The 21,354-nt window shown below is 72.4% G+C and carries 18 protein-coding genes and 1 pseudogene; 8 read left to right on the plus strand and 11 right to left on the minus strand.

Translation table 11 applies throughout. The features are described from left to right. The first annotated feature begins 84 nt into the window (after positions 1–84). The gene (locus tag ACWCXC_RS03500; protein WP_450681447.1) at positions 85–366 is read left to right on the plus strand and encodes a hypothetical protein; all 282 of its coding nucleotides are present in this window, start codon (positions 85–87) and stop codon (positions 364–366) included. Between the two features lie 165 nt (positions 367–531). Here ACWCXC_RS03500 and ACWCXC_RS03505 read toward each other — a convergent pair. Beyond that, positions 532–1,187 (minus strand): annotated as a pseudogene (locus ACWCXC_RS03505) (transposase). Between the two features lie 277 nt (positions 1,188–1,464). Here ACWCXC_RS03505 and ACWCXC_RS03510 point away from each other — a divergent pair. Then, positions 1,465–2,079 (plus strand): DUF6461 domain-containing protein, encoded by a 615-nt coding sequence (locus ACWCXC_RS03510; RefSeq protein ID WP_450681448.1) that lies wholly within the window; start codon positions 1,465–1,467, stop codon positions 2,077–2,079. Between the two features lie 60 nt (positions 2,080–2,139). After that, the gene (locus tag ACWCXC_RS03515; RefSeq protein WP_450681449.1) at positions 2,140–2,364 is read left to right on the plus strand and encodes a hypothetical protein; all 225 of its coding nucleotides are present in this window, start codon (positions 2,140–2,142) and stop codon (positions 2,362–2,364) included. Between the two features lie 26 nt (positions 2,365–2,390). On the opposite strand, the gene ACWCXC_RS03520 is transcribed toward ACWCXC_RS03515, so the two are convergent. From ACWCXC_RS03520 to ACWCXC_RS03530, 3 genes are all read right to left on the minus strand, one after another. Continuing rightward, a complete protein-coding gene (locus tag ACWCXC_RS03520) occupies positions 2,391–6,068 on the minus strand; it encodes a S8 family serine peptidase (protein WP_450886324.1) in 3,678 nt (1,225 codons plus the stop codon). Between the two features lie 156 nt (positions 6,069–6,224). Further along, complete coding sequence (locus ACWCXC_RS03525; RefSeq protein ID WP_450886326.1) at positions 6,225–7,448, minus strand: NAD(P)/FAD-dependent oxidoreductase; 1,224 nt, start codon at positions 7,446–7,448, stop codon at positions 6,225–6,227. 127 nt (positions 7,449–7,575) lie between these two features. Further along, the gene (locus tag ACWCXC_RS03530; RefSeq protein WP_450681452.1) at positions 7,576–8,520 is read right to left on the minus strand and encodes an RNA polymerase sigma-70 factor; all 945 of its coding nucleotides are present in this window, start codon (positions 8,518–8,520) and stop codon (positions 7,576–7,578) included. A gap of 294 nt (positions 8,521–8,814) precedes the next feature. Here ACWCXC_RS03530 and ACWCXC_RS03535 point away from each other — a divergent pair, with 294 nt between their 5' ends. Together ACWCXC_RS03535 and ACWCXC_RS03540 are read left to right on the plus strand one after the other, a co-directional pair. Beyond that, the gene (locus ACWCXC_RS03535; protein ID WP_450886328.1) at positions 8,815–9,294 is read left to right on the plus strand and encodes a GNAT family N-acetyltransferase; all 480 of its coding nucleotides are present in this window, start codon (positions 8,815–8,817) and stop codon (positions 9,292–9,294) included. Between the two features lie 32 nt (positions 9,295–9,326). Further along, the gene (locus ACWCXC_RS03540; protein WP_450681454.1) at positions 9,327–9,827 is read left to right on the plus strand and encodes a hypothetical protein; all 501 of its coding nucleotides are present in this window, start codon (positions 9,327–9,329) and stop codon (positions 9,825–9,827) included. A 266-nt stretch (positions 9,828–10,093) separates the two neighbouring features. Here the strand turns inward: ACWCXC_RS03540 and ACWCXC_RS03545 are convergent, their stop codons facing one another. After that, positions 10,094–13,375 (minus strand): AfsR/SARP family transcriptional regulator, encoded by a 3,282-nt coding sequence (locus ACWCXC_RS03545; protein ID WP_450886331.1) that lies wholly within the window; start codon positions 13,373–13,375, stop codon positions 10,094–10,096. Positions 13,376–13,860: 485 nt separating this feature from the next. Here ACWCXC_RS03545 and ACWCXC_RS03550 point away from each other — a divergent pair, with 485 nt between their 5' ends. Next, positions 13,861–15,705, plus strand: coding sequence for a tetratricopeptide repeat protein (locus ACWCXC_RS03550; protein WP_450886333.1), 1,845 nt, complete (start codon positions 13,861–13,863; stop codon positions 15,703–15,705). Positions 15,706–15,899: 194 nt separating this feature from the next. On the opposite strand, the gene ACWCXC_RS03555 is transcribed toward ACWCXC_RS03550, so the two are convergent. The 3 genes from ACWCXC_RS03555 to ACWCXC_RS03565 form a co-directional block, all read right to left on the minus strand. Beyond that, the gene (locus ACWCXC_RS03555) at positions 15,900–16,523 is read right to left on the minus strand and encodes a hypothetical protein (RefSeq protein WP_450886335.1); all 624 of its coding nucleotides are present in this window, start codon (positions 16,521–16,523) and stop codon (positions 15,900–15,902) included. Continuing rightward, a complete protein-coding gene (locus ACWCXC_RS03560; protein WP_450886337.1) occupies positions 16,520–17,833 on the minus strand; it encodes a hypothetical protein in 1,314 nt (437 codons plus the stop codon). The genes ACWCXC_RS03555 and ACWCXC_RS03560 overlap by 4 nt, the downstream gene beginning before the upstream one ends. A gap of 214 nt (positions 17,834–18,047) precedes the next feature. Then, positions 18,048–18,470 carry a hypothetical protein gene (locus tag ACWCXC_RS03565; RefSeq protein WP_450683022.1) on the minus strand — a complete coding sequence of 141 codons (423 nt, stop codon included), beginning with the start codon at positions 18,468–18,470 and terminating at the stop codon, positions 18,048–18,050. Positions 18,471–18,772: 302 nt separating this feature from the next. Here ACWCXC_RS03565 and ACWCXC_RS03570 point away from each other — a divergent pair, with 302 nt between their 5' ends. After that, the gene (locus ACWCXC_RS03570) at positions 18,773–18,991 is read left to right on the plus strand and encodes a DUF4287 domain-containing protein (RefSeq protein ID WP_450683023.1); all 219 of its coding nucleotides are present in this window, start codon (positions 18,773–18,775) and stop codon (positions 18,989–18,991) included. A gap of 65 nt (positions 18,992–19,056) precedes the next feature. Here ACWCXC_RS03570 and ACWCXC_RS03575 read toward each other — a convergent pair whose 3' ends face one another. Beyond that, positions 19,057–19,395, minus strand: coding sequence for a MerR family transcriptional regulator (locus ACWCXC_RS03575; RefSeq protein ID WP_450683024.1), 339 nt, complete (start codon positions 19,393–19,395; stop codon positions 19,057–19,059). A 638-nt stretch (positions 19,396–20,033) separates the two neighbouring features. On the opposite strand from ACWCXC_RS03575, the gene ACWCXC_RS03580 reads away from it, so the two are divergent. After that, positions 20,034–20,393 carry a hypothetical protein gene (locus ACWCXC_RS03580; RefSeq protein ID WP_450683025.1) on the plus strand — a complete coding sequence of 120 codons (360 nt, stop codon included), beginning with the start codon at positions 20,034–20,036 and terminating at the stop codon, positions 20,391–20,393. Positions 20,394–20,548: 155 nt separating this feature from the next. Here the strand turns inward: ACWCXC_RS03580 and ACWCXC_RS03585 are convergent, their stop codons facing one another. Together ACWCXC_RS03585 and ACWCXC_RS03590 are read right to left on the minus strand one after the other, a co-directional pair. Then, positions 20,549–20,854 carry an SCO5918 family protein gene (locus ACWCXC_RS03585; RefSeq protein WP_450683026.1) on the minus strand — a complete coding sequence of 102 codons (306 nt, stop codon included), beginning with the start codon at positions 20,852–20,854 and terminating at the stop codon, positions 20,549–20,551. A gap of 51 nt (positions 20,855–20,905) precedes the next feature. Continuing rightward, positions 20,906–21,319: a CBS domain-containing protein gene (locus ACWCXC_RS03590; protein WP_450886341.1), complete on the minus strand. Its 414-nt coding sequence runs from the start codon at positions 21,317–21,319 to the stop codon at positions 20,906–20,908. Positions 21,320–21,354: the final 35 nt, after the last annotated feature.

Below are 21,354 nucleotides of genomic sequence, written 5' to 3' on the forward strand. Positions count from 1 at the left end.
GCGATCATCCCCGGGGCCGGATGTCAGTGCCAGGTCGCACACTAAGACGTCGTTGCATTTGGCGGTGATCGTTAGACTGCGGACGTGACGAGCGCAGAGGACGAGACGGAGACTGTCTGCCGGGTCTGTGGTTTTGAGGGTGAGGTGTTCTGGCAGGGGGGCTGGCCGAATGAGGCTGCCATCTGTCCCTGCTGCAACAACGAGCCCGATGTCGGGGACGCCAGCGTCATGGGCCTGCGCAACTACCGCGGATACTGGGTGGGACAGGGGGCCCCGTGGGGCAGCCAGTTGGAGGAGCGCAAGCACAAGCGCGAGGGTTGGGACCTGCTGAAACAGATGCAGAACATCCCGCCACAGTGGCGCTGATCTGGGCGATCGGTACGTGCGTCACGGCGTGAGCTGGCGGTAACAGATGAGGGTGGCTGCGATCCCGGCGAAGGCGAGGAGGTGCTCGGGCTTACGTTCATAGCGGCGATGGAGATCAATCGCCCAAATGCAACGATGTCTAAGAGGTCGTTTCATCCTGTTGTTTCATCCTGGTATGCGGCTTTGATGTGCTGGTGTCGGGTCGCGCCAGGAGATGGTGTTTTCGCCGGTGAGGCGGCGGGCCATGAGGTCGGTCATGGCGAGGTGGATCATGGCTTCGGAGCGGTGTGGGTGGGTTTCGTAGTCGCGGGCCAGGCGGCGGTGGAGCATGAGCCAGCCGTAGGTCCGCTCGACCGCCCACCGCTTCGGGATGGGTGTGAAGCCCCGGGTCCCGGGCTTGCGGGCGGTGATTTCCATGTCGATGCCGAGGGCGGCGGCGTGTTCGACGAGGTGCTGGCGGTAGCCGCCGTCGACCCAGACTTTCCGCAGGCCGTCGGCTCGGCGCTCTTCCCCTCCTGCTGGCGCACCAGCTCTCTGAGCAGGCCGTTGAGCTGGGCGAAGACACCGTCCTTCTGCCACCTGGCGAAGTGGCCGTAGACACTCTGATGCGGCGGGAAGTCATGTGGGAGATAGGCCCACTGGCAGCCGGTGCGGTCCACGTAGAGGATCGCGTTCATGATTTCGCGCAGGTCGTGCCGTGGAGGCCGGCCGAAGTCCAGGGCCCGACCACGGCGCTCGAAGCGCCATGCGGACAGCACCGGCTCGATCAACTCCCAGCGCGCATCGGACAAGTCACTTGGATACGCACGTCGTTCCGTCATGAACTGGGCATACCGCCAGCTGGGGGCGTGCGCCCAGGCGTGCAACCCGCCGTGTCGAAGCACGGGACAGACCTGGGCGTCCTGGAATGAGACAGGCGCGAGCAGGCTCCCGCCCCACCTGACACACCACCGGCCCCACCAGACAGAACGACCACTACAGCCCCACCAGCAACACTTCGACGAGAGGCGCAAACCGACCTAAAGAATGGCACTCAAGATGAAAACGACCTCTAAAACTCCTGCCGCGCGACCGACGTTCGCGCACGGACGGAGGGCCATGGACTGGGACGAGACCGTCGCCCGGTACGCCTGGGCCGAGAGCGACGACCTGATGGCGTACACGTTCTCGGTGATCTCGGGCGCGACCGAGGACGACGTGGTGCGGGCGTTCGGCGGGGACCCCGGGGACACGCGGCGGATGACGTTCGACGAGGCAGCCGACGAGTCGGCGCAACACCTCTACCAGGACCACGCCCTGCTGGGGGTCGTCACCCTGGACCGGCACGTCCTCACCGTCGAGTCCGGGTACCACGGCAGTCTTCCGGAGATCGGCGCACGTGCCTCGGCCGGCGGGGGAGAGTTCTTCAGCGTCTCCACGTCGGTCAACGGAGTCAGCCAGGTGCTGTACGCGGTGGACGGCCAGGTGGACGGCATGTTCGACCCGGCGGATCTGGAGGACGCCGCGTGGATGGACCCCGCCCCGGTGATCCCCGGATGGGCCCAGGGCGTCGACTTCCATCTGGAGAGCCTGCGCGCCGAGTCGTTCGCGCTGATGGAGCGCGTGACGGGGGCGGTGATCGACCCGGCGTGGCTGACGGCACCCCTGCGCACGGTGCGCCTTCCGCCGCTCGACGTGCTCCTCGGCGATACGTGGGCGGCCCGGCCGTCCTGAGGAGCGCTGCGAAGCCGGCCCTTCCGGAACCACCCGCCCCCGCCTCGCGTCATGAGGATCATGGAACTGGCCGGAAGCACCATGGGCGACGACCCGTCCTGGGGTGAACTGCTGTTGGGGTTCGTCATCATGGGGCTGTTTCCGCTGGTGATCGGCGGGGCGGTGCTGTTGAGCGTGATCGCACTGGTCATGTGGGCGACGGCGCCGTTGCGGCGGCGGTCGCGGGAGCGGGCGGAGACGCCGGAGCCCGGCGCGGAAGGGTCCGTGCCGGGCTCCGGTTCGTGAGGTGAGGCGGGTGCCTCGGGGGCGGGTCAGCGGACGTTGACCGCCTGGATGATCTCCTGGGTGACGGTGCCGCCCTTGTTGTCCTTGGCGCCGGCCCTGAGGGAGATCGAGGCGGCGTCGCGGGGGACGGTGAGGGTGCCGGTCCAGGAGGCGCCGGAGCCCTTCAGGGCGACGGACTTCCAGGTCGTGCCGTTGTCGTAGGAGACCTGGAGGGTGCCGCCGCCCAGGGTGCCGGTGCCGGCCGCGTCCTTGACGTACGCGGCGGACAGCCCGATCGGGAGGCGGGAACCCGGCTTGACCGTGCCGGCGAGGTCCGTGTCGAGGGCGTAGTCGAGGTTGATCAGCGGGAGGAAGGTGTACCGGTCGTTCGGGGTCTCGGCCGAGCGGAAGGTCCACTCGCTGTGCGCGGTGGTTCCGATGCCCCAGACCTTCGGGTCGAGTGCGGTGTCGGTGGCCACCTTGAAGGGCAGTTCGGAGCCGTCGGTGACGCCGAACTGGGCGGTGCTGCCCAGCCTGCGGCCCGCGCTCTCGCCGTCGACCCACGCCTCGGTGTACTGCGTGGTGCCGGCGGTGGAGCTGTACGGGTCGCCGAATCCGGTGTGGTCGGGGCCGGAGTCGCCCCAGCCGGGGATGTTGAACTGGAGGGAGTTGCCCCGCCGCTGCTGGCCCCAGCCGAGACCGCTGCCGCCGTACGGGTGCCAGACCGGCTTGAACCAGTTGAGCTCGGTGCGCTTGCCCGCCGGGTAGGTGACGAGGCCGCTGCGCTGCTCCAGGCTCTCGCCGATGTTCACCGACTCGTGCCACTGCTGGCCGTCCTCGACCGACACGTAGTCCGTGCGGTGGCCGGGGAACGTCCGCGCCTCCTGGAAGCCGCCCGCGACCCGGAAGGACGGGTCGACGGAGTAGCGGAACTCGGAGCCGGCGGCCTTCTTGTCGCCGTAGTAGGTGGTGTCGACGGTGGCGAGCTGGTTCGCGCGCGGGGCGAAGACCAGGCTGCGGTCCGGGATCGCGCCCCGGTAGCCCTTCGACAGGTCGTAGACGTAGTCGAGCGTGTCACGCGGCGTGCCCGTCGTCTCGGCCTTCCGGCCGTGGCGCTCCATGGTCAGCAGCCGGGCGAAGTCCGCCGCGTTCACGCTGGTGATCTGGATCGGGCGGTCGTTGCCCGCCTCGTCGTAGAAGACGGTGTTGAGGCGCCCCGGGGCGTCGTCCGTGAGGTACAGCGCCTTGGCGCCCGCGTCCTGCGCGGCCTGGGCGATCTGCGCCGGGGTCAGCGTGCCGTCGACGTGCACGAGGGCGGCCTTGCCCGTGACGTTCCGGCCCGCGTAGTCGGCGGGCGCACCGGCCCCGGCGTTCACCAGGGCCAGCCGGTTGCGGCCCGGGAGCACGGTGGAGCCGGGCTGGTTCCAGGACTCCTCGACGCCCTTGGTGACGACCTGCGGCTGCCCCTCGCGCCAGGTGGTGCGGAAGGCGTACGTGCCGTCCTCGACCTCCTCGGTGGGCGCGGCGAGCAGAGTGTCGTACGCGATGGGCATGAGGACCATGCCGTACACGTCGGTGCCGCCCGCGTTGCGGTCGTACTGGATCAGCGTCTGGTGCGGCTCGGTGTCCTTGGCGACCCGGGTGCCGACCTCGCGGAGCGTGCTGCCGTCGAGGGTGATCTCGCGGTCGCCGTCGAGCGTGACCTCGGGGGAGGAGAGGTAGCCGAGGCCCAGGGAGTCCGTGCCGTGGACGCCGGGCACGTCGAGGAAGGTGTCCAGGTAGTAGGAGCCCGGCTTCAGGCGCAGCTTGACCGTGCCGGACTCACCGACCTCGGCGCTGCCCGGCAGGGCGCCCTTCGCGAGCTGCATGAAGCTCAGACCGGCTGCCGTCGGCTTTCCGGCCCGGTCCTTGACGTGGACGGTGAGGGTGTAGCGCTCCTCCTCCTTGACCAGGCCGAACGCGGTGTGCGCGACGACCGTGCCGCCCGAGGTGGCGGTGATCTGCCCGGAGTTGGTGCCGACGGCGCCCTTCGCGCCGTCGCCCGTGACGGTGGTGGAGGCGGTGCCGTGCGCGGGGACGGTGAGCGTGGTGTCGGCGAGCGTGGCGAGGCCGGCGGCGCCGCCCTGCACGGCGAGGTCCAGGACGACGTCCGTGCCGGAGGCGTTGGAGTAGGTGACGGTCCGGGTGACCGGCTTGTTGTTCTCGTACGGCCAGGAGTACATGCCGAGGTCCACGCTGCCGGTCGCGGTCACCCGCGCGGCGATCGCGTCCGGGACGGAGACCCGGCCCGCGCCGATCGCGTACGCCGAGGCGTCCAGCCGCTTCGACGAGGACATCAGGGCGTCCTTCAGCTGCCGCCCCGTCCAGTCGGGGTGCTCCTGCGCCAGCAGCGCGGCCATGCCCGCGACGTGCGGCGTCGCCATCGACGTGCCGCTCATCGCGGTGTACGCCCCCGAGCCCTCCGTCAGCGAGGAGCGGGCGGCGAGGATGTCCACGCCGGGCGCCGAGACGTCCGGCTTGAGGCCGTTGTCGCCCAGGCGCGGGCCCTGGCTGGAGAAGCCGGCCCGGCGGTCGTTCGCGTCCACGGCGCCGACCGTGAGCGCGGAGTCGGCGGCGCCCGGCGAACCGATCGTCCCCGGGCTGTACGCGTTGCCCGCCGCGATGACGAACAGCGCCCCGGTCTCCTCGGAGAGGGTGTTCACCGCCTGGGCCATCGGGTCGGTGCCGTCGCTGCCGGTGTCGGAGCCGAGCGACATGGAGATGACCTTGGCCTTGATGTCCTTGGCCGCCCACTCCATGCCCGCGATGATCTGCGACTCGTCGCCGTAGCCCTCGTCGGAGAGGACCTTGCCGACGGCGAGCGTGGCGTCGGGGGCGACGCCCTTCTCCTTGCCGTCGGAGGCGGCGCCGGAGCCGCCGACCGTGGACGAGACGTGGGTGCCGTGGCCGTGGCGGTCCGCGACCTCCTGGCCGGCGATGAACGACTTCGATTCGGTGACGCGCGAGGCGAGATCGGGGTGCGAGGCGTCGTAGCCGGTGTCCAGGACCGCGACCTTCACGCCCTTGCCGGTCAGCCCGGCCTCCCACGCCTCGGGCGTGCCGATCTGCGCGTTGGACTCCGCCATGTCGGCCTTCACCCGGCCGTCCAGCCAGACCTTGCCGATGCCGGAGGAGTAACCGGCTTTCGTGGTCAGGTCGTTCCAGAAGGCGCGGCCCTTGTCCGCGTCGAGCGCGGCACCGCCGATGGCCCCCAGCGTGCGGGTGCGCTCCGCGCCCCGGGGCGCGGCGGCGGTGCCGCGGGCGGCCTTGCCGCGGTAGGTGACGATCAGCGGGGTGGCGTCGGCCCTGGTGTCCGCGAGCCCCTGCTCCAGCAGGCCCGTCACATCGAAGAGCCGCCGGTCGAGCGTGCCGGCGGCGAGATACGGCCGGGCCTCGTCGGGTATGACGCTGATCCGTCCGTCGACGACCTGGGTCCGGACGAGTCCGTCCACACCCTGGGGACGCGTGACGTCGACGGTCTGCCGGCCGCCGCCGATGTCCCTCACGGTCACCTTGTCGCCGGTCACCAGCGTCACCGTGTGGGCGGCGCGGGCGGCCTTGGTTGCCGGGGCGGGCGCGGCGCTCTGCGCGGCCGGCGCGGCGGACGCGCCGGCCATGGGCAGGAGCGCGAACGCGAGCCCGGCCGACAGCAGGGCCGCGCCGTGTCGCGCGGTACCTCTTGTCATCGTTGCCCTCTCCTCGTAGCGGCGCCGGGTGAGGGGTGTCACCCGGCGTTGCGACGAGTGTCCGGGCGGTGATCGGCTCGCACGAGGTCCCTGACCTGGCGGGAAACTGCCTCGGCATGTTCCCGCCAACACCGGTCAGGGGGTCGGGGGTGCGGTTCAGGTGGTGGGTGCGTCGGCCGGGACCGGGCTCGGGGCGGTGCGCGCCTCCGGGGCGACGACGGGGCGGCGCCGGGTGGGCAGGCCCAGGGTGGGGTTGGCGACGCCCCAGGCGGCACCCTTGCAGACGACCTCCTTGTAGAAGGCGGCGAACCGTCCCGTGAGGGCGCGTTCGACGGAGCGGTCGTCGGCGGTGACGAACTGGATCAGCCCCTCGCCCCGGCCCAGCGAGACGCACTGGTTGAAGTAGCGGATCGAGACCTGGGGGACCTCGGTCCCGGTGAGGCGGGCGGCGATGGCGTCGGCCGCCTGCCAGGCCATGGGGACGCCCGAGGCGCAGGACATGCGCAGCGGCTTGTCCTCGGGACCGAGGGCCAGGGCGGCGTCGCCCACGGCGTACACGTCCGGGTGGGAGACCGAGCGCATGGTGCCGTCCACGACGATCCGGCCGTCCTCGGCGAGTTCCAGGGCGGTGCTCCGGGCGAGAGCGTGGGTGGCGAAGCCGGTGGTCCAGACGGTGGCGTCGGCGGGCAGGCTCCGGCCGTCGGCGGTGGTGACGTGGTGGTGCCCGACGGCCTCGACGGCGGTGTGCTCGTGGACGGTGATGCCGAGCCTGCCGGTCACCTTCCGCAGGTGGGCGCGGCCCTTCTCCGAGAGCCAGTCGCCCAGGGTGCCGCGTACGGCCAGGGAGACGTCGAGCCGGGGGTGCGCCTCGGCGATCTCCGTGGCGGCCTCCACACCGGTCAGCCCGCCGCCGACGACGACCACGGACCGGCCGGCCTCCAGCGCGGCGAGCCGGTCGCGGAGCCGCAGCGCCCCGGCGCGTCCGGCGATGTCGTGGGCGTGCTCGGCCACGCCGTCGACGCCTCCGTCGTTCCAGCCGCTGCCGAGGGCGTAGACGAGGGTGTCGTACTCCAGGACGTCCTGCGCCCCCGCTCCCGGCCCGTCCGCGGCGGTGACCGTCACGGTCCTGCGCTCCACGTCCACGGCGGTGACGCCGGCGAGCTTCAGCCGGACGCCGGTGCCGGCGAACATCGACCGGAAGGGGCGTGCCTTGAGCTTCTGGCCGGCCGCGAGCTGGTGCAGCCGGACGCGCTCGACGAAGTCGGGCTCGGGGTTCACGAGGGTGATGGTCACGTCCTCGGGGCGCAGCCGCCGGGCGAGACGGCCGGCGGCGACGGCCCCGGTGTAGCCGGCTCCGAGGACGACGATGCGGTGCTGCATGTCCGGGCTCCTGTCTGGGCGGTTCCGCCGTGGTTCGGCGTCGTGTCACCCCCTGAACCGGACGGCGCCCCGATCCCTGACAGTCATGTCGAGTGACCTGCCTCACACGATCGGCGGGCGGTGCCGGCTACAGGACGTACAGCGGTTCCTCGCCCCGGCGGGTGGCGGCCCAGTGGCCGTTCGCCCGGACGAGCTTGTCGGGGTTGACCTGGCTGCGCAGGGCGACGATGCCCTCGGGGCCGACCTCCAGGCAGGTGACGCCGACGATCCGGCCGTCGACGGCCACGACGACGGCGGGTTCGCCGTTGGCCGTGGTCGCGTAGACCTCCGGGGTGCCGCCGAGCAGGTTCCGCTTGGCCTGGCTGGGCTTGAACAGCCCCCGCAGGAACGTGGCGACGGCCCGCACCCCCGCGAACCCCTGCGCACGGGCGGGCACCTTGCCCCCGCCGTCCCCGACCGCCACCGTGTCCTGGGTGAGCAACTGGACGAGCGGTTCGGTCCGTCCGCTGGTCGCCGCCGCCAGGAACTCCTCGACGATCCGCAGCGCTGCGGCCTCGTCGATCTCGGTCCGCGTCCGACCGTCGGCGACGTGCTTCTTCGCCCGGTGGAAGATCTGCTGGCAGGCCGACTCGGAGAGGTCCAGGATCCGGGCGATCTCCCGGTGGGGATAGTCGAACGCCTCGCGCAGCACGTACACCGCCCGTTCGTTCGGCGTCAGCCGCTCCAGAAGCACGAGCACGGCGTACGACACCGAGTCGCGCTGCTCGGCCGTGTCGGCGGGCCCGAGCATGGGGTCCCCCGCCAGCAGTGGTTCGGGCAGCCACTGCCCCACGTACGTCTCGCGCCGGGCCCGCGCCGAAGTCAGCAGATTGAGGCACCAGTTGGTCAGCACCTTCGTCAGCCATGCCTCGGGCACCTCGATCCGCCCCACGTCGGCGGCCTGCCACCGCAGGAACGTCTCCTGCACCGCGTCCTCCGCCTCGGCCGCCGACCCGAGCAGCCGGTACGCGATGGCCTCCAGGCGGGGCCTGGCCGCCTCGAACCGGTCCACGTCATTCACGGTCAGCGCCATGCCGCGATTTTAGGGCCTGAGCCCGGGGGGCGGGCGGAACGCCCGCGTGCGGGCGCGGAATTGGACCTGCGGACCTGCGGACCTGCGGACGGGCGGACCTGCGGACGGGCGGACGGGCGGACGGATGGCCGGACGGGCGGAGAACCGGTGGGCGGCGACGGTCGGACGGGCGGAAAACCGGTGGGCGGTGGGCGGGCGGGCTGCTGGGATGGAGGCATGTCCTTCCCTCCCGGCGATTCCGCCCGCGTCCCCACGTCCGCAACCGCGTCCGGAACGACTTCCTCCGCTGTCTCCGTGACACTTCCCGTCGTGGTCCGCGATCTGACGGTGGCCGATCTCCCGCACTGCGGATGGTCGGGGTCGGCCCGTCATCTGGTCCACGAGGAACACGCGTTGGAGCGTGCGGCGGCCGGTGAGGTGGACTATCTCGCGGTGTGCACGCCGGCGGATCTGCCCGTGGCGATCGGCGGGGTGGACTACCGGGTCAGGGCGGGCGCCGGAACGCTGTGGCAGCTCGGCGTCATGCCGGCCCTCCAGTCCTGCGGTCTCGGCACCGTCCTCGTCCGCGCCGCCGAGGCCCGCATCGCCGCACGCGGCCTGCACCGCGCGGAACTCGGTGTCGAGGAGGGCAACCCGCGCGCCCGCGCCCTGTACGAGCGCCTGGGGTACGTGGCCTTCGGCAGCGAACCGGACGCCTGGGACGTGGAGGAACCGGACGGCACCCTGCGCCGGTACGAGACGATGTGCACGCTGATGGGCAAGGACCTGCCGTAACCGGCCCCATGGCCGAAAACCCGGGAAGACACATGGCCGTACAGATATGGACGTCCCTCCTCGCCCTCGCGGGGGTGGCCCTCGGCGGCGGCCTGACCGCCTTCTCCCAGCGCGCCGTCCAGCGCTCCGCCGAACGGGCCGAGGAACGCCGCCTGGCCGCGGCCACCGGCGAGGCCCGCCGCGCCGAACAGCTCCAGGCCGTCAAGGACTTCCTCGCCTGCGCCCAGGAAGCCGAACGCCGTGCCTACAGCCGTCCCGAGAACTGGGGCGAGGACGAGACCTGGTACGCGGCCACCTCGGACACCATGACGGCCCTCTGGATCTCCGAGCGCCACCTCGTCCTCCTCTGCGACCCCGGCCTCCACGCCCCCGTCCAGTCCTACGCCCGCGCCCTCAACCAGGCCGTCTGGCGCGAGATCGGCGACACGGAGGTCAACGAACACGTCGACCCCCACAAAACCGCCTTCATGACGGCCGCCCGCGCGAGCCTGTATGTCTCGGGGGCGGGTGGCGGACGGAGAGCGGCGCCCTAGCCTCGGGGAATTGACCGTGGTCTCGGGCGCCGCCCTTTCACCGCATCACCCCAGTGCCTGGCCGGCCGGCATCGATATCATGATGAATCCCAGAGTGGCAAGGGAGAGGGTGGCGGCCGTGAGGATTTTGTGCACGTGCAAAGCCCTTTCGTGTTCGCTGTACTGAGGCGGGACACTATCAGGGGCACGGTTGGCAATGGAATTCGTGGCCCGAGCTTTGGCATATGCCAATGGCATTACCGGAGGATTCCGCGAGATCTGGGCGCTCAGACCTGGCGCCGGACTTCCCGGATGTGTTCCCGCTCGACTTCCCCCAGGCGGCGGCTGATGGTGCGCGCGTCTGCCGGGCTGTGGTGCCGTGCCAGCTCCAGCGCGAGGTGAAGGTCGCCGCGCGCCGCGTGGAGGTTGCCGGCCTTGATGTGCGCTTCTGCCAGCAGGTTATGGGCTTGGATCACGTAATGAGAAGCACCGATGGCTTGGGCGATCGTCAGCGCTTCCCGGAAATGCCGAATTGACTCGCCCGCGTCCCCCAGGCGTCCATGAGTCTTTCCCAGGCTGATGAGGGTTTCGGCCTGACTCTTGCGGTCGCTCAGTCTGACAAATACGGAAAGGGCCGTGTTCAGGACGGGGAGGGCGGCTGCGGGGTCGGGCGAATCGATCAACGTCTCGGCAAGGTTCCTCTGTACGGTGGCGCGGTCATATGCGCTGCCGCCGACCTCCAGAAGGATGAGTGATTCTTCGAAAGAGTGTCGCGCGCCCTGCCGCTCCCCGGATTGCAGCTGCAATTCTCCGATGTTGTTGAGCGCCTTGCCGGCGGCGACCGGATCATCCGCCCTTCTGAAGTCGCGAAGGGCGCCGTGGAAGTTCGCGAGGGCCTGATCCGGCTCGCCGGCGAGGAACAGGGCGACTGCCACGTTGTTCCGGCTGCGCGCCTTGTCCCAGATATCCCCGTGCAAAAGGTTGAGGGTCAAGCATTCCTGGAGGAGCGTCAGTGCCTGCCGATTGTTCCCCAGATGCCAGTTCAACGTGCCGAGCACCCGCAGCGCCTCCGCCTCCGCGCCCGCGTCCCCGCACGCGCGGGCGAGGTCCAGGGCGCGTTCGCCGGCCGTCGCGGCGTCCGCGTACTCACCGATGCTGGCGTTGGCCGCGCAGAGGTCGATGAGGGCGTGGCGGAGTTCGGAGGGGTGGCCGCCGTCCGCCCGGTCCCAGTGGGCGACGGCATGGGCGAGGAGCCTCGTCGCGTCCTGCCAGTGGCATTCGGTCTGGAGGAACCCCGCCACGCTGCACGCGAGCCGGGCGGCGGCCTCGTGGGCGCCGGTCCTGCGGGCATGGTCCTCGACGGCGAGGAGGTTGGCGTGCTCCGCGATCAGCCAGGCGCGCGCCGCCGTGGGGTCCGGCCAGAGCGGCGGGGGCAGCGGCGGGGGCGGCGCGGGCGGTGCGGGCCGGACGCGCCGGGGGTAGGCCATCCGGTCCGCCCGGTCCGCGGCCACGACGTAGAACGCCGTGAGGCGGTCCACGGCGAGGCGGCGGTCCTCCTCGCCGTCCTCCGAGGCCGCCAGCCCGGCGGCGTACTCGCGGAGCAGATCGTGGAAGCGGTAGCGATCCGGTACCGGCTCGCGCAGCAGGTGGCAGGCGAGCAGCGCCTCCAGCAGGCGTTCCGCCCGGTCCTGTTCCGTCCCCAGCAGGGCCGCCGCGGCCGCTGCGGTGAAGTCGGGCCCGGGATGGAGCCCGAGACGCCGGAAGGCGGTCCGCTGCTGCGGGGTCAGCGTGCGGTAGGAGAGGGCGAACGCCCGCGCCATCTCGTGTTCCTGGTCCGCGCTGTGGATCTCGGCGAGCCGTCCGGGGCTCCGGGCCAGGCGCTCCGCGAGGACCGTCAGCGTCCACGACGTACGGGCCCGGAAGCGGTGCGCGACCAGCTCGATGGCGAGCGGCAGACAACCGCAGAGGCGGACGATGCGGCGGGTCTCCATGGTGTCGCGCGTTCGCTCCTCGCCGGCGAAGCCGCGGAAGAGCGCGATGGCGTCCTCCTCCGGCAGCGCGTCGAGCGGCACCGAGAGCGCGTGCGGGATCCCGGACAGATGCCGGCGGCTGGCGATGATCGTGAGGGACGGCGAACCGCTGGGCAGCAGCGGAATGACCTGCTCGGGGCCGGTCGCGTCGTCCAGGACGACCACCATGCGGCGTTCGGCCATCATGGTCCGCCACAGCGCCGTACGTCCCTCCAGCTCGGCCGGGATGGAGAAGGCGGGGGCGCCCAGCAGCCGCAGCAGCGTGGCCAGCGCGGCACGTGCCGTCAGCGGTTCCTCGGACGGCGAGTGGCCCCGCAGGTCGATGTACAACTGCCCGGCCGGATACCGCTCGGCGAGCAACTCGGCCGTGGCCACGGCCAGCGCGGTCTTGCCCACCCCGGCCATCCCGGAGACCGCCTCCACCGTGACGACCGAGCCGTCGCCCGCGTCGTTCCTCGTGAGCGCGGAGACCAGGGCCCGCAACTCCGCCCGGCGGCCGACGAGCGGCGGCTGCAGGGGGAGGTTGCGGCACGGCGGGGCCGTGGGAGCCGGGGTGGCGACGGGTTGTGCGGGGGCGGGCCCGTGCGAGGACGTCGTCGCGGGTCCGGTCGACTCTTCCTGGGCATCGTCCGGGGCCGGGGCTTCGGCCAAAGACCCGGCAGGAGCCGGAGAGGGGCCGGCACCAGGAGCAGGGGCGGAGGTCGCAGCCGGAGCCGGAGCCGGAGCCGACCTGGCGCCCGCGTCCGCCGCTCCCGCCGGCCCCGTCGCACCACCCCCGCCCCCCTCCACCAGCTCCCGGACCGGAACGCGGGACAGCACCCCCCGGTGGATCAGGTTCAACTCCGCGCCGGGGAGCGCCCCGTACTCCGCCATGAGGGTCTTACGGGCCCGCTGGTGCACGCGCAGGGCGTCGCCGTAGCGGCCGCTGCCGTAGTAGGCCACCATCAGCAGGCCGAGCAGCGTCTCGTCGCCGGGGTTGGCGTCGACCAGCGCGGAGAGTTCGGCGATCTGGTCGGCGTAGCGGCCCAGCCGCAGCCCGGCCGCGAGGCGCGAGGTGCTGGCCGCGAGCCGTGACTCGGCGAGCGTCCGCCGTACCGTCGCGGCCCAGAGCCCCGGGAGGCCGGCCAGCGCCTCGCCCTGCCACAGGGCCTCCGCTCGGGCCAGGGACGCGACCGCGCGGGCGTCGTCGGTCTCGGCGCGGGCCGCGTCCACGAGGTCCTGGAAGCGTCGGCGGTCGACGGCACCGGGCGGGGTCATCAGGGTGTACGTGTGGGCCCGCCCGAGGAGGGCGGGGGCGTCGGGTCCCGCGTCGGGCGGGTGCAGCCGCCGGCGGAGCCGCGAGACGTACGTGTGCGTGTTCTCCCGGGCACGCGCGGGAGGATCGCCGTCCCAGAGCCGTTCGATCAGCTCACCGATGGCGACCGGGCGCCCCGCGTCGAGAGCGAGCGCGGCCAGCAGCACCCGTTCCTTGTCCGATCCGAGCGCCAGCCAGTGCCCGTTCAGACGCAGGCCCACCGGTCCGAGAATCTGGATGTCCACCAGCGCCCCCGCTGGTCCGTCGGATGAAGCATGAGCATGGCACCGGGAAGTGAGTTCCGCTATACGGTGCCTGCGTGCACGGGCGATCCGGCTCATTTCTGACGGTCATTCCATGGCGACTCGGGGTAGAACGCGAAGGAGTTCGGGCCAATCGCCAAGGGATCTGCGGGGGCGGAGAGTTGAGCGATGCGACGGCGGCCTCATCGGGGCCGCACCGGAACGAGATCGGTGGCGACGCGACGATCAATGGCCCCACCATTCAGGCCCGGGAGGTGCACGGGGGAATTCACCTCCATCCCGCTCCGGCGGCGCCCCCGGCTCCGGCCGCGCACCCCCCTCCGCGTCAACTGCTCCCCGTACCACCGCATTTCACCGATCGCTCGGCCGATCTCGGCGCCCTGGACGATCTTCGGGGCAACGGAATGCCGTTGATCGTCGTCAGCGGTCAGGCGGGAATCGGGAAGACGACACTCGTGTCGAAATGGATGCGTTCCCTGAGCGCGGAATTCCCCGACGGGCAGCTCTACGCCGATCTGCGCGGCCATTCGGGGGGCGCGCCGGTGGGGCCGTCGGAGATCCTCGGCCAGTTCCTCCGCGCGCTCGGCGCCGGACCGCCCCCGGCGGACCCGGTGGAAAGGGGCGCGCTGTGGCGTTCCCTCACGGCGGACCGGCGGATCGCGGTCATGCTGGACAACGCGTTCACGGCCGCCCAGATCAGACCCCTGCTCCTCGGCGGGGCGGACGGTCTGGTCGTCGTGACCAGCCGAAGGCGGCTGACCGGGCTGCGCATGCAGGGAGCGGGCTTCCACCAGCTCGACGCCCTGGGCGCGGACGCGGGCGTCGAGCTGATCACCCGGGGCATCGGCGAGGACCGGGTCGCCGGTGAACTCGCTTCGGTGCGGCGGCTGGTGGCGCTCTGCGCGGGGCTGCCGCTCGCGGTCTGCCTGGCCTCCGCCCGGCTCGCGACCCGGCCGAGGCAGTCGGTGGGCGCCCTGGCCGACGCCCTGGCCCGGAACGCCGGGGGCGACCGGCTGGCCGCCCTCGAAGTGGAGGGGGAGACATCGGTGCGCACGGCCCTGGACGCCTCGTACGCGGTACTGAGCGGGGACACGGCACGTCTCTACAGGACGCTCGGCCTGCTCCCGGTGCGGACCTTCGACGCCCTGACCGCCGCCGCGGCCTGCGGGGAGTCGCTGGACTGGGCGGAACGCCGCCTGGACGAGCTGGTCGAGGCCAACCTCGTGGAGGACGTCGGCCCGGACAGCTGCCGCCTCCACGACTTGTTGCGCATCCACGCGCACGACCTCGCGACGCGGGACGACACGGAGGCGGCCCGCGAGGAGGCGCTGAGACGTTTCTGCGACTGGAGTCTGTTCACCGCCACCGCCGCCCAACAGCGCCTGACCCCGGCGCAGTTCACCCTGCCCCGGGTCTACGTCCACCGGCCCGGCCCGGGTCTTCCGCTGCCCTTCGACGACGACGTCGCGGCGCTCGGCTGGCTCGACGCCCACCGGACCCAGCTCCTGGACGCCGTCCGGCTCGCCTCGCGGAGCGGCTGGTACGACACGAGCTGGATGCTGACGGACGCCCTGTGGCCGCTCTTTCTCCGATTACGCCACTACGAGGAGTGGATCGAGGCCCACGAGATCGGCCTCGACGCCGCCCGCCGGGCCGGGAACGGGGAGGCCGAGCGCCAGATGCTCAACTCGGGCGCCATCGGCCTCGGTGCGGCGGGGCGTACCGACGAGGCCACCGCCTGGTACGGGGACTCGCTGGCCGCCGCCCGTGCGGCGGGGGACGTCCGGGACGAGGGCCAGGCGCTGATGGGGCTCGGGGCGTGCCACCGCGAGGCCGGCCGGCCCGACGAGGCCGTGGCCCATCTGAACCGTGCCATCGCCGTGTGGGAGGAGTGCGGCTACCCGAGGGGGGCCGCCCTCGCCCGTACGACCCTCGGCGAGATCGCGCTCGCGGCGGGAGAGCCGGAGGAGGCGTCCGACTGCTTCGCCCGTGCCCATGCCGCGCTGGTCGCCGTCAACGATCCTCACGACGCCGCGCGGTCGCTGGCGTTCCTGGGGCGCGCCCGGGTCCGCGCCGGGGCGTACGCCGAGGGCGTGGCGCATATGAACGAGGCGCTGGCGGTCTTCACCGCGTCCGGGGCGGCCTTCTGGCAGGCGCGCACCCTGGAGATGCTGGGCGACAGCGCGGCCGAACGCGGCGACGAGCCCGCTGCGGCGGACCTCCTGGCCCGCGCCCGCGAGCTGTTCGCGGCAACCAGCCCGGTGGACGCGCGCCGTCTCGACGGGGGCGGGGGCGGCGACGCGGGCGGGTGACGGTGGGCGGGGGATTCCCCTCGGCCCCGGTCCACGGCCGTCGGCGGCCCGCCCTCGGCGCCTCCCCGCCCTCGGCACCTCCCCGCCCCCACTCCCCTCGTCAGCGGCGGGGCGGGGGCGGGGGTGGGGCGGTCAGCGCGGCAGCGGCGCCTCCTGGGCGTACGGGCACCCCGAGGGCCCGCCCACGCGCACCGTCAGAGCGGCAACGGCGCTTCGCGGGCGTACGGCCACTCCCGAAGCGCCCTCCCCGCCACCAGCCACGCGTGCAGGCACGACGGAAGCAGCGACTGCCCCGCGAGGGCGGCCCCCGCTGACGGCGTTCCGGAACGGCAGTCCACGACGACCATGCCGCCGGCCGTGTCCGCACCGCACGCGAGAGCCCAGCCGCCGGGCAGGTGGGCCCCGCCGACGGCGCTGCCCCTGTCGCACCCGTCGTGCATGTGGCGCCCGCTGACGGCGGCGCCCCCGTCGCACTCGCCGCCCCTGTCGCACCCCCCGGCGCAGCCGTCCGCCGGGGTGTCGGCGCGGGCCAGGGGGACGGCGGCGAGGCCGCACGCCGGGTGGGCGGAGAGGAGTTCGGCCAGGAGGCGGCGTGCCCCGGTGACGGAACGGGCCCGACTGGCCTGGAGGACATCGGCGCAGTCCAGCAGGGAGCCGTCCCGGCAGGCGTCGGTGTCGACGACGAGGTGTTCGTCGATGACGGAGACGGGGTGCCCGTGGCCGCCGGGCCCCAGGCGCACCCGGAGCGACCCGCCGGAGCAGTGCGCGTACAGCACCTCCGGGAACGGCCGGGCCTCGACCCTCACGAAGCGGTTCACGCCGAGACCTCCCCGTACCCCGGTGTCCAGGTCGTCAGCGGCGGCGGCTTCGGCAGCGTGACGGTCACGGGCTCGTGGGCGGGCTGGCCGATCCCCAGGAGCCGGTACATCAGCCGCCGCATGTTCCGGTTGAACCGGCCGGGCTCCGAGGTGATGCGCGCCCTGATCGGGGCGTAGTCCTCGTGCCGGTACTCCAGTCGCGCGTAGTCGAGCTGGTCCGACAGCGGATGGGTGGGGGAGAGCGCCGGCGCCTGGGCGGCGAGGGCCGCGGCCGGGGACGCGGGGTTGATCTCGTGCTCGGGCGAGGCGGCCAGCAGCATCGGCACCCCGGTCAGGGTCGCGTACATGCTGACCGAGCCGTGGTCGCCGATCACCGCGTCGGCCGCGATGAGAATGCTGCGCCAGTCGGCCTCGGGCGGCACGACCCCGAGCCCCAGCCGCGCGCACCGCGCCAGCCACGACCGCACCTGGTAGGCGCCGTGCCCGGCCCACACGTTGGGGTGGAGCAGCAGGGCCGTGCGGTAGCGGCCCGAGGGCAGCTCCCCGATCAGCCGGGGCAGCAGCGCGTCGAACCGCCCGAAGGCGGAATCGGCCCCCCAGGTGGACACGGCCACGACGAGCTGCTGGCCCTCGACGATCCCGAGCGCGCGGCGGTAGGCCGCCCGCAACGGCAGACTCGCCGTGATCCGGTCGTGCGCGGGGTCACCGATGACATGCGCCAGCGGCAGCACCTCCGGGCAGCTGCGCGCCAGTTCGCGCAGCTCGTCCCGGTGCGGCACGCCCACGGCGGCCGGCGCCCGGCCGCCGGGGAGCAGGTCCTGCCGCCGCAGCCCCGCCACGCCCGCGCCGGCCCCGCCGACGACCCGCTTCAGATAGCCGGCCCCGTGCGGCAGCGTGATCAGCGGTGCGTCGATGTCCTGCACACCGCGCGGCCCGGCCGCGAGCGCCAGGTCGAACGACATGCGGGTCGCCTGTTCCCACGGCAGCACCACGCTCCCCAGCCGTGCGAGAAAGGCGGGCACGTCGTCACCGAACGCGTGCGGCGGCGCGGTGAACAGCACCTGGAGCCGGAAGTCCGCCTCCAGGAGGGACAGGACGTCGAGGAGCCTCTTCCCGTACGTCACCGTGTGGATGACCGCCAGCACCTTCTTCCGTCCGACCAGCGTCAGCCACTGCCGCGCCTCGGGCCCGTCCCCGGTCCCGGCGCCCTCCGCGCCGCCCGCCGCCACGCCGTCCCCGTCCGTGCCCGAGGCGAACCTGCCCGCCACGGTCGTACTCGATCCCGAACCAGTGGTGCTCAACGCCGACATGGCGTCCCCCTGTTGAGTCGTTTCGAGTGCCTGGAATCGCTTCCGTGAACGACATGCCCGGCCGGGGGGACGGAAGGCTCGACCGGACCTTGCGAGAACCTTGCACAGCGCTGTCGGCCCCGAACGGCCCATGGACCAGGGCAGGGCGAAGCCGTGGACAGGGAGCGGAGGGGGAAGAAGAGGGAGAGGTGCTAACCGGAGTGACGTGGCGCCGTCACTCGGTGGCGTCCCGGCCGAGATGGAACGTGGGGCTGGTGAAGTCCCGCCCCTGGAGCACGGGTCCGTTCTGCGTGCCGCCGCTGATGGAGTTGTGGATCTCGTCGCCCGCCTCGCGCCGGGCCTCCTGCCACCATGCGTCGAGCAGCGTGCGGAACTCGCCGTCCAATGCCGCCCGGACACCGAGCGCGGTCGCCAGAGCCTGGGCGCGGAGCGGGTCCGCCGGGTGGGCGGCGAGCGCCGTGAGCTCCGGCTCCCCCGAGCTGATACCGGGATCGGCATCGGGCCGGGGGTCGTCCGCCGAACCGCGACGGAACGGGCGCCGTACGAGCGCCGTCAGCCCTTGCCACGCCTGCCGGCCCGCATCGCCACCGACACTGCCGGCCAGGGCCGTGAGGGCGGCCGCGGTGATCGGGTCCATGCAGGGCTCCCTGGGCAGGCGGTGTCCTCCACCCTCAGGGTAGGCGCGGCACCGGAGCGCCGCCCCGGGCTTGTCACAGGTGGCCGGAAAGCGCGGTGTCCACAGCCGCAGACGCGCGGTCCGCCCTGTGACACAGGTCACTCGGTCCTCGCCGATGAATCCGATGACACCCCTCGGTCAAAGGAGCGACACCAACGAAACCCGGAACCCGGAGCCCGGAACCCGCTCAGCCGACTCGCCCTCGGCGGGGGCGGCTGGATCCGGCCAGGCACGTCAACCTCTCCCGAAGGAGTCGACCCAGCATGACGAACACCCCGGCCGTCAAGGGCCCCGCCAGCTACTTCCCCTCCATCGAGAAGACGTACGGCCGCCCGGTCTCCGACTGGAAGGACCTCATCCGCTCCTCCCCCCTCACCAAGCACGGGGAACTCGTCACCTGGCTCAAGACCGAACACGCCCTCGGCCACGGCCACGCCAACGCGCTGGTCGCGCACACGCTCGCGGAGGACAAGGGGGAATGACCGCGCCGTGAGGCAGGGGGCGCGGACCGCAGGGGCGCGGCCGGCGGTGCCCGGTGGGCACCGCTTCAGTCCGCGGCCGGCGGCTCCGCCGATTCGGCGGCGCGGCGGTACTCGGCATTGATGCGCTGCGCCTCTTCGAGCTGGTCCTCCAGGACGACGATGCGACAGGCGGCCTCGATGGGCGTGCCCTGGTCGACCAGTTCGCGGGCGCGGGCGGCGATGCGCAGCTGGTAGCGGGAGTAGCGGCGGTGGCCGCCCTCCGAGCGCAGGGGGGTGATCAGCCGGGCCTCCCCGATGGCGCGCAGGAAACCCTGGCTCGTGCCGAGCATCTCGGCGGCCCGGCCCATCGTGTAGGCGGGGTAGTCGTCGTCGTCGAGACGGCCGTACGAGTCGTCTGCTGTCACTTGCACCTCTCTTGTGGAACGTCGTGGGGCAACGCATGGAGGGGCCTTGGTGCCACACGGCACCAAGGCCCCGAAGGAACTACTACACCACCTGCCGGCCCTGACACGGCACCGGCCTTCTGTATCCGCGGCTCCGACCTGGCTGCTGTCGGGCGCGCGGGGATCGCGGTTGCTTGACCGGAGACCACCTCGCTGTCGATGTCCTGCGGTACCCGGGCGGGCCGTGGGCTCGGTCCCGGGCGATCCTGATGGCGCGGGCTCCTCCTTCTTTCTTCTGCGGTGATCGATTGCCAACCAGCGGGTCCTGCGTACTGCGTTCGCGGGTGCCGCCGCCGTCCTGGCGGCGGTCCCGCTCCGGCGGCCCCTCTCTGCGGGCCACCCGGTCCGGCCGTCAGTCCCGTCGCCGTTCCGCTACAACTCTGGCTTCGAAACTCCACCGCCGCACCGTCCTGCGACTTCCTGCACCACCGGCAGTCCATCTCTGCCGGGCCATACTGTCTTCTTGGGTTACGAGAAAAATGCTAGCCGGGTCACAACCCAATGTCTACTGCGGCGGAGATAGATTTTCGGGCGCCTCCTCGGCAGGTCACCGACCACCCCAGGGACGGCGGGCCGATCCGTGCATAGGATCGGCTCTCATGTCGAAGCCTGACGAGCTGCTCGTTGACGTCGCCACCCTGGTGGAGTCCGGGCACAGCAACCAGATGTCCCTGACCGTGGTCGCCGGGGGTGCTGTCATCACCGGCCGGCTGGCACCCGAAGCCGTGTGGCGGCAGAGGGTGTCGGAGGTCCTGACGGACTCCCCCCGGCTGGGCGAGTTCTCCGCCGTGTTCACCGCTCCCACGCGCCGGGACGGGCCGCCCGAGTACCTGCACTTCCATATGGCGCGGATCCTCCAGGGCATGGTGGGGATCCCGGAGACGGGCGGGATGTACCGCGTCTCGATCGCGGACGTCAGCGCCTGGACCATGGGCGACTTCACCTACTCCGAACACTGACGCCGCCCCGAGGGGCCCACGGCCGCCGAGGAGCCCGTGGCCGCTGAGGAGTCCATGGCGTACGCGTGAGGGCCCGACCGGCATGTGCCGGTCGGGCCCTCACCTGTGTGCGGGGGCTGCCCGTCGTTCTGGAACGCTGAAAGGCCGGGCGGCCGTCAGACGAGCGGACGGCCGCCGTCGGGCTGCCGGGCATCGCCGTGGAGCGCCGGAACGGGCTGCGGGGCGGGGAGGCCGCTGCGGCAGGTGAAGCCGAGCTTGGTCATCGCCCGGAAGACCTCGTCGGCGGTGAAGTCGCGGCGGTCCTGGCCGGTGACGACCTCGCCGACCTGCTTGAGGGGGAAGGCGCGGCGCCCGATGGTCACGGAGCCGCCGACGACCTCCTCGGGCTTGATGTCCTTCATGGAGTCCAGGACGCCGTTCTTGGTGAGCTCGAACGGGAAGCGGGCGATGACACAGCGCACGATGCCTCACAGGGGGAGAAAGGGGAGGGGGACGGTTCCGGGGGAGGAAGTTCAGAGGGCCGGGGCGAGGGCGCTCGCGGTGCGGCCCCTCCCGTCCACGAAGAAGCGGCCGGCGCGACCGGGGCGCGTGCTCGGCTCCGCCGACCGGACGCCGGGCGCGGTGTGCGGACGGCCGCCGCCGAGGACGTCGCGCAGCTGGAGCCGGTCCGTGTAGGCGGGTCCCTCGCGGACGACGGTCAGCTGGGCGCGGGTGACCAGTGCGGTGCACACGCTGTCGTGGTCGCAGATCCTCAGGTGACCGGTTCGGGCACTGGCCATGACGGAGAGGGCGACCTCCACGGTCATGTCGTCGCAGACCCGCGGAGCGGCCGCGTCCAGGGCGCCGGCACCGGCGCCGGCGCCGGACGGGGCCGGGGGGACGGGGCCGGCGTCCGCCGGACGGGGCTGATTCTGTACCGGTGTCACCACGTGCCTCCTGGGGGGATGGTTGGGCGTGCGGA

It is taken from the genome of Streptomyces sp. NPDC001515 (assembly GCF_053597115.1).

Coding starts and splice junctions, on each gene's coding strand:
- ACWCXC_RS03560 (WP_450886337.1), bottom strand. CDS start 17,833: ATGTCGGCGTTGAGCACCACTGGTTCGGGATCGAGTACGACCGTGGCG.
- ACWCXC_RS03525 (WP_450886326.1), bottom strand. CDS start 7,448: ATGCAGCACCGCATCGTCGTCCTCGGAGCCGGCTACACCGGGGCCGTC.
- ACWCXC_RS03540 (WP_450681454.1), top strand. CDS start 9,327: ATGGCCGTACAGATATGGACGTCCCTCCTCGCCCTCGCGGGGGTGGCC.
- ACWCXC_RS03570 (WP_450683023.1), top strand. CDS start 18,773: ATGACGAACACCCCGGCCGTCAAGGGCCCCGCCAGCTACTTCCCCTCC.
- ACWCXC_RS03520 (WP_450886324.1), bottom strand. CDS start 6,068: ATGACAAGAGGTACCGCGCGACACGGCGCGGCCCTGCTGTCGGCCGGG.
- ACWCXC_RS03565 (WP_450683022.1), bottom strand. CDS start 18,470: ATGGACCCGATCACCGCGGCCGCCCTCACGGCCCTGGCCGGCAGTGTC.
- ACWCXC_RS03530 (WP_450681452.1), bottom strand. CDS start 8,520: ATGGCGCTGACCGTGAATGACGTGGACCGGTTCGAGGCGGCCAGGCCC.
- ACWCXC_RS03510 (WP_450681448.1), top strand. CDS start 1,465: ATGGACTGGGACGAGACCGTCGCCCGGTACGCCTGGGCCGAGAGCGAC.
- ACWCXC_RS03580 (WP_450683025.1), top strand. CDS start 20,034: ATGTCGAAGCCTGACGAGCTGCTCGTTGACGTCGCCACCCTGGTGGAG.
- ACWCXC_RS03515 (WP_450681449.1), top strand. CDS start 2,140: ATGGAACTGGCCGGAAGCACCATGGGCGACGACCCGTCCTGGGGTGAA.
- ACWCXC_RS03550 (WP_450886333.1), top strand. CDS start 13,861: ATGCGTTCCCTGAGCGCGGAATTCCCCGACGGGCAGCTCTACGCCGAT.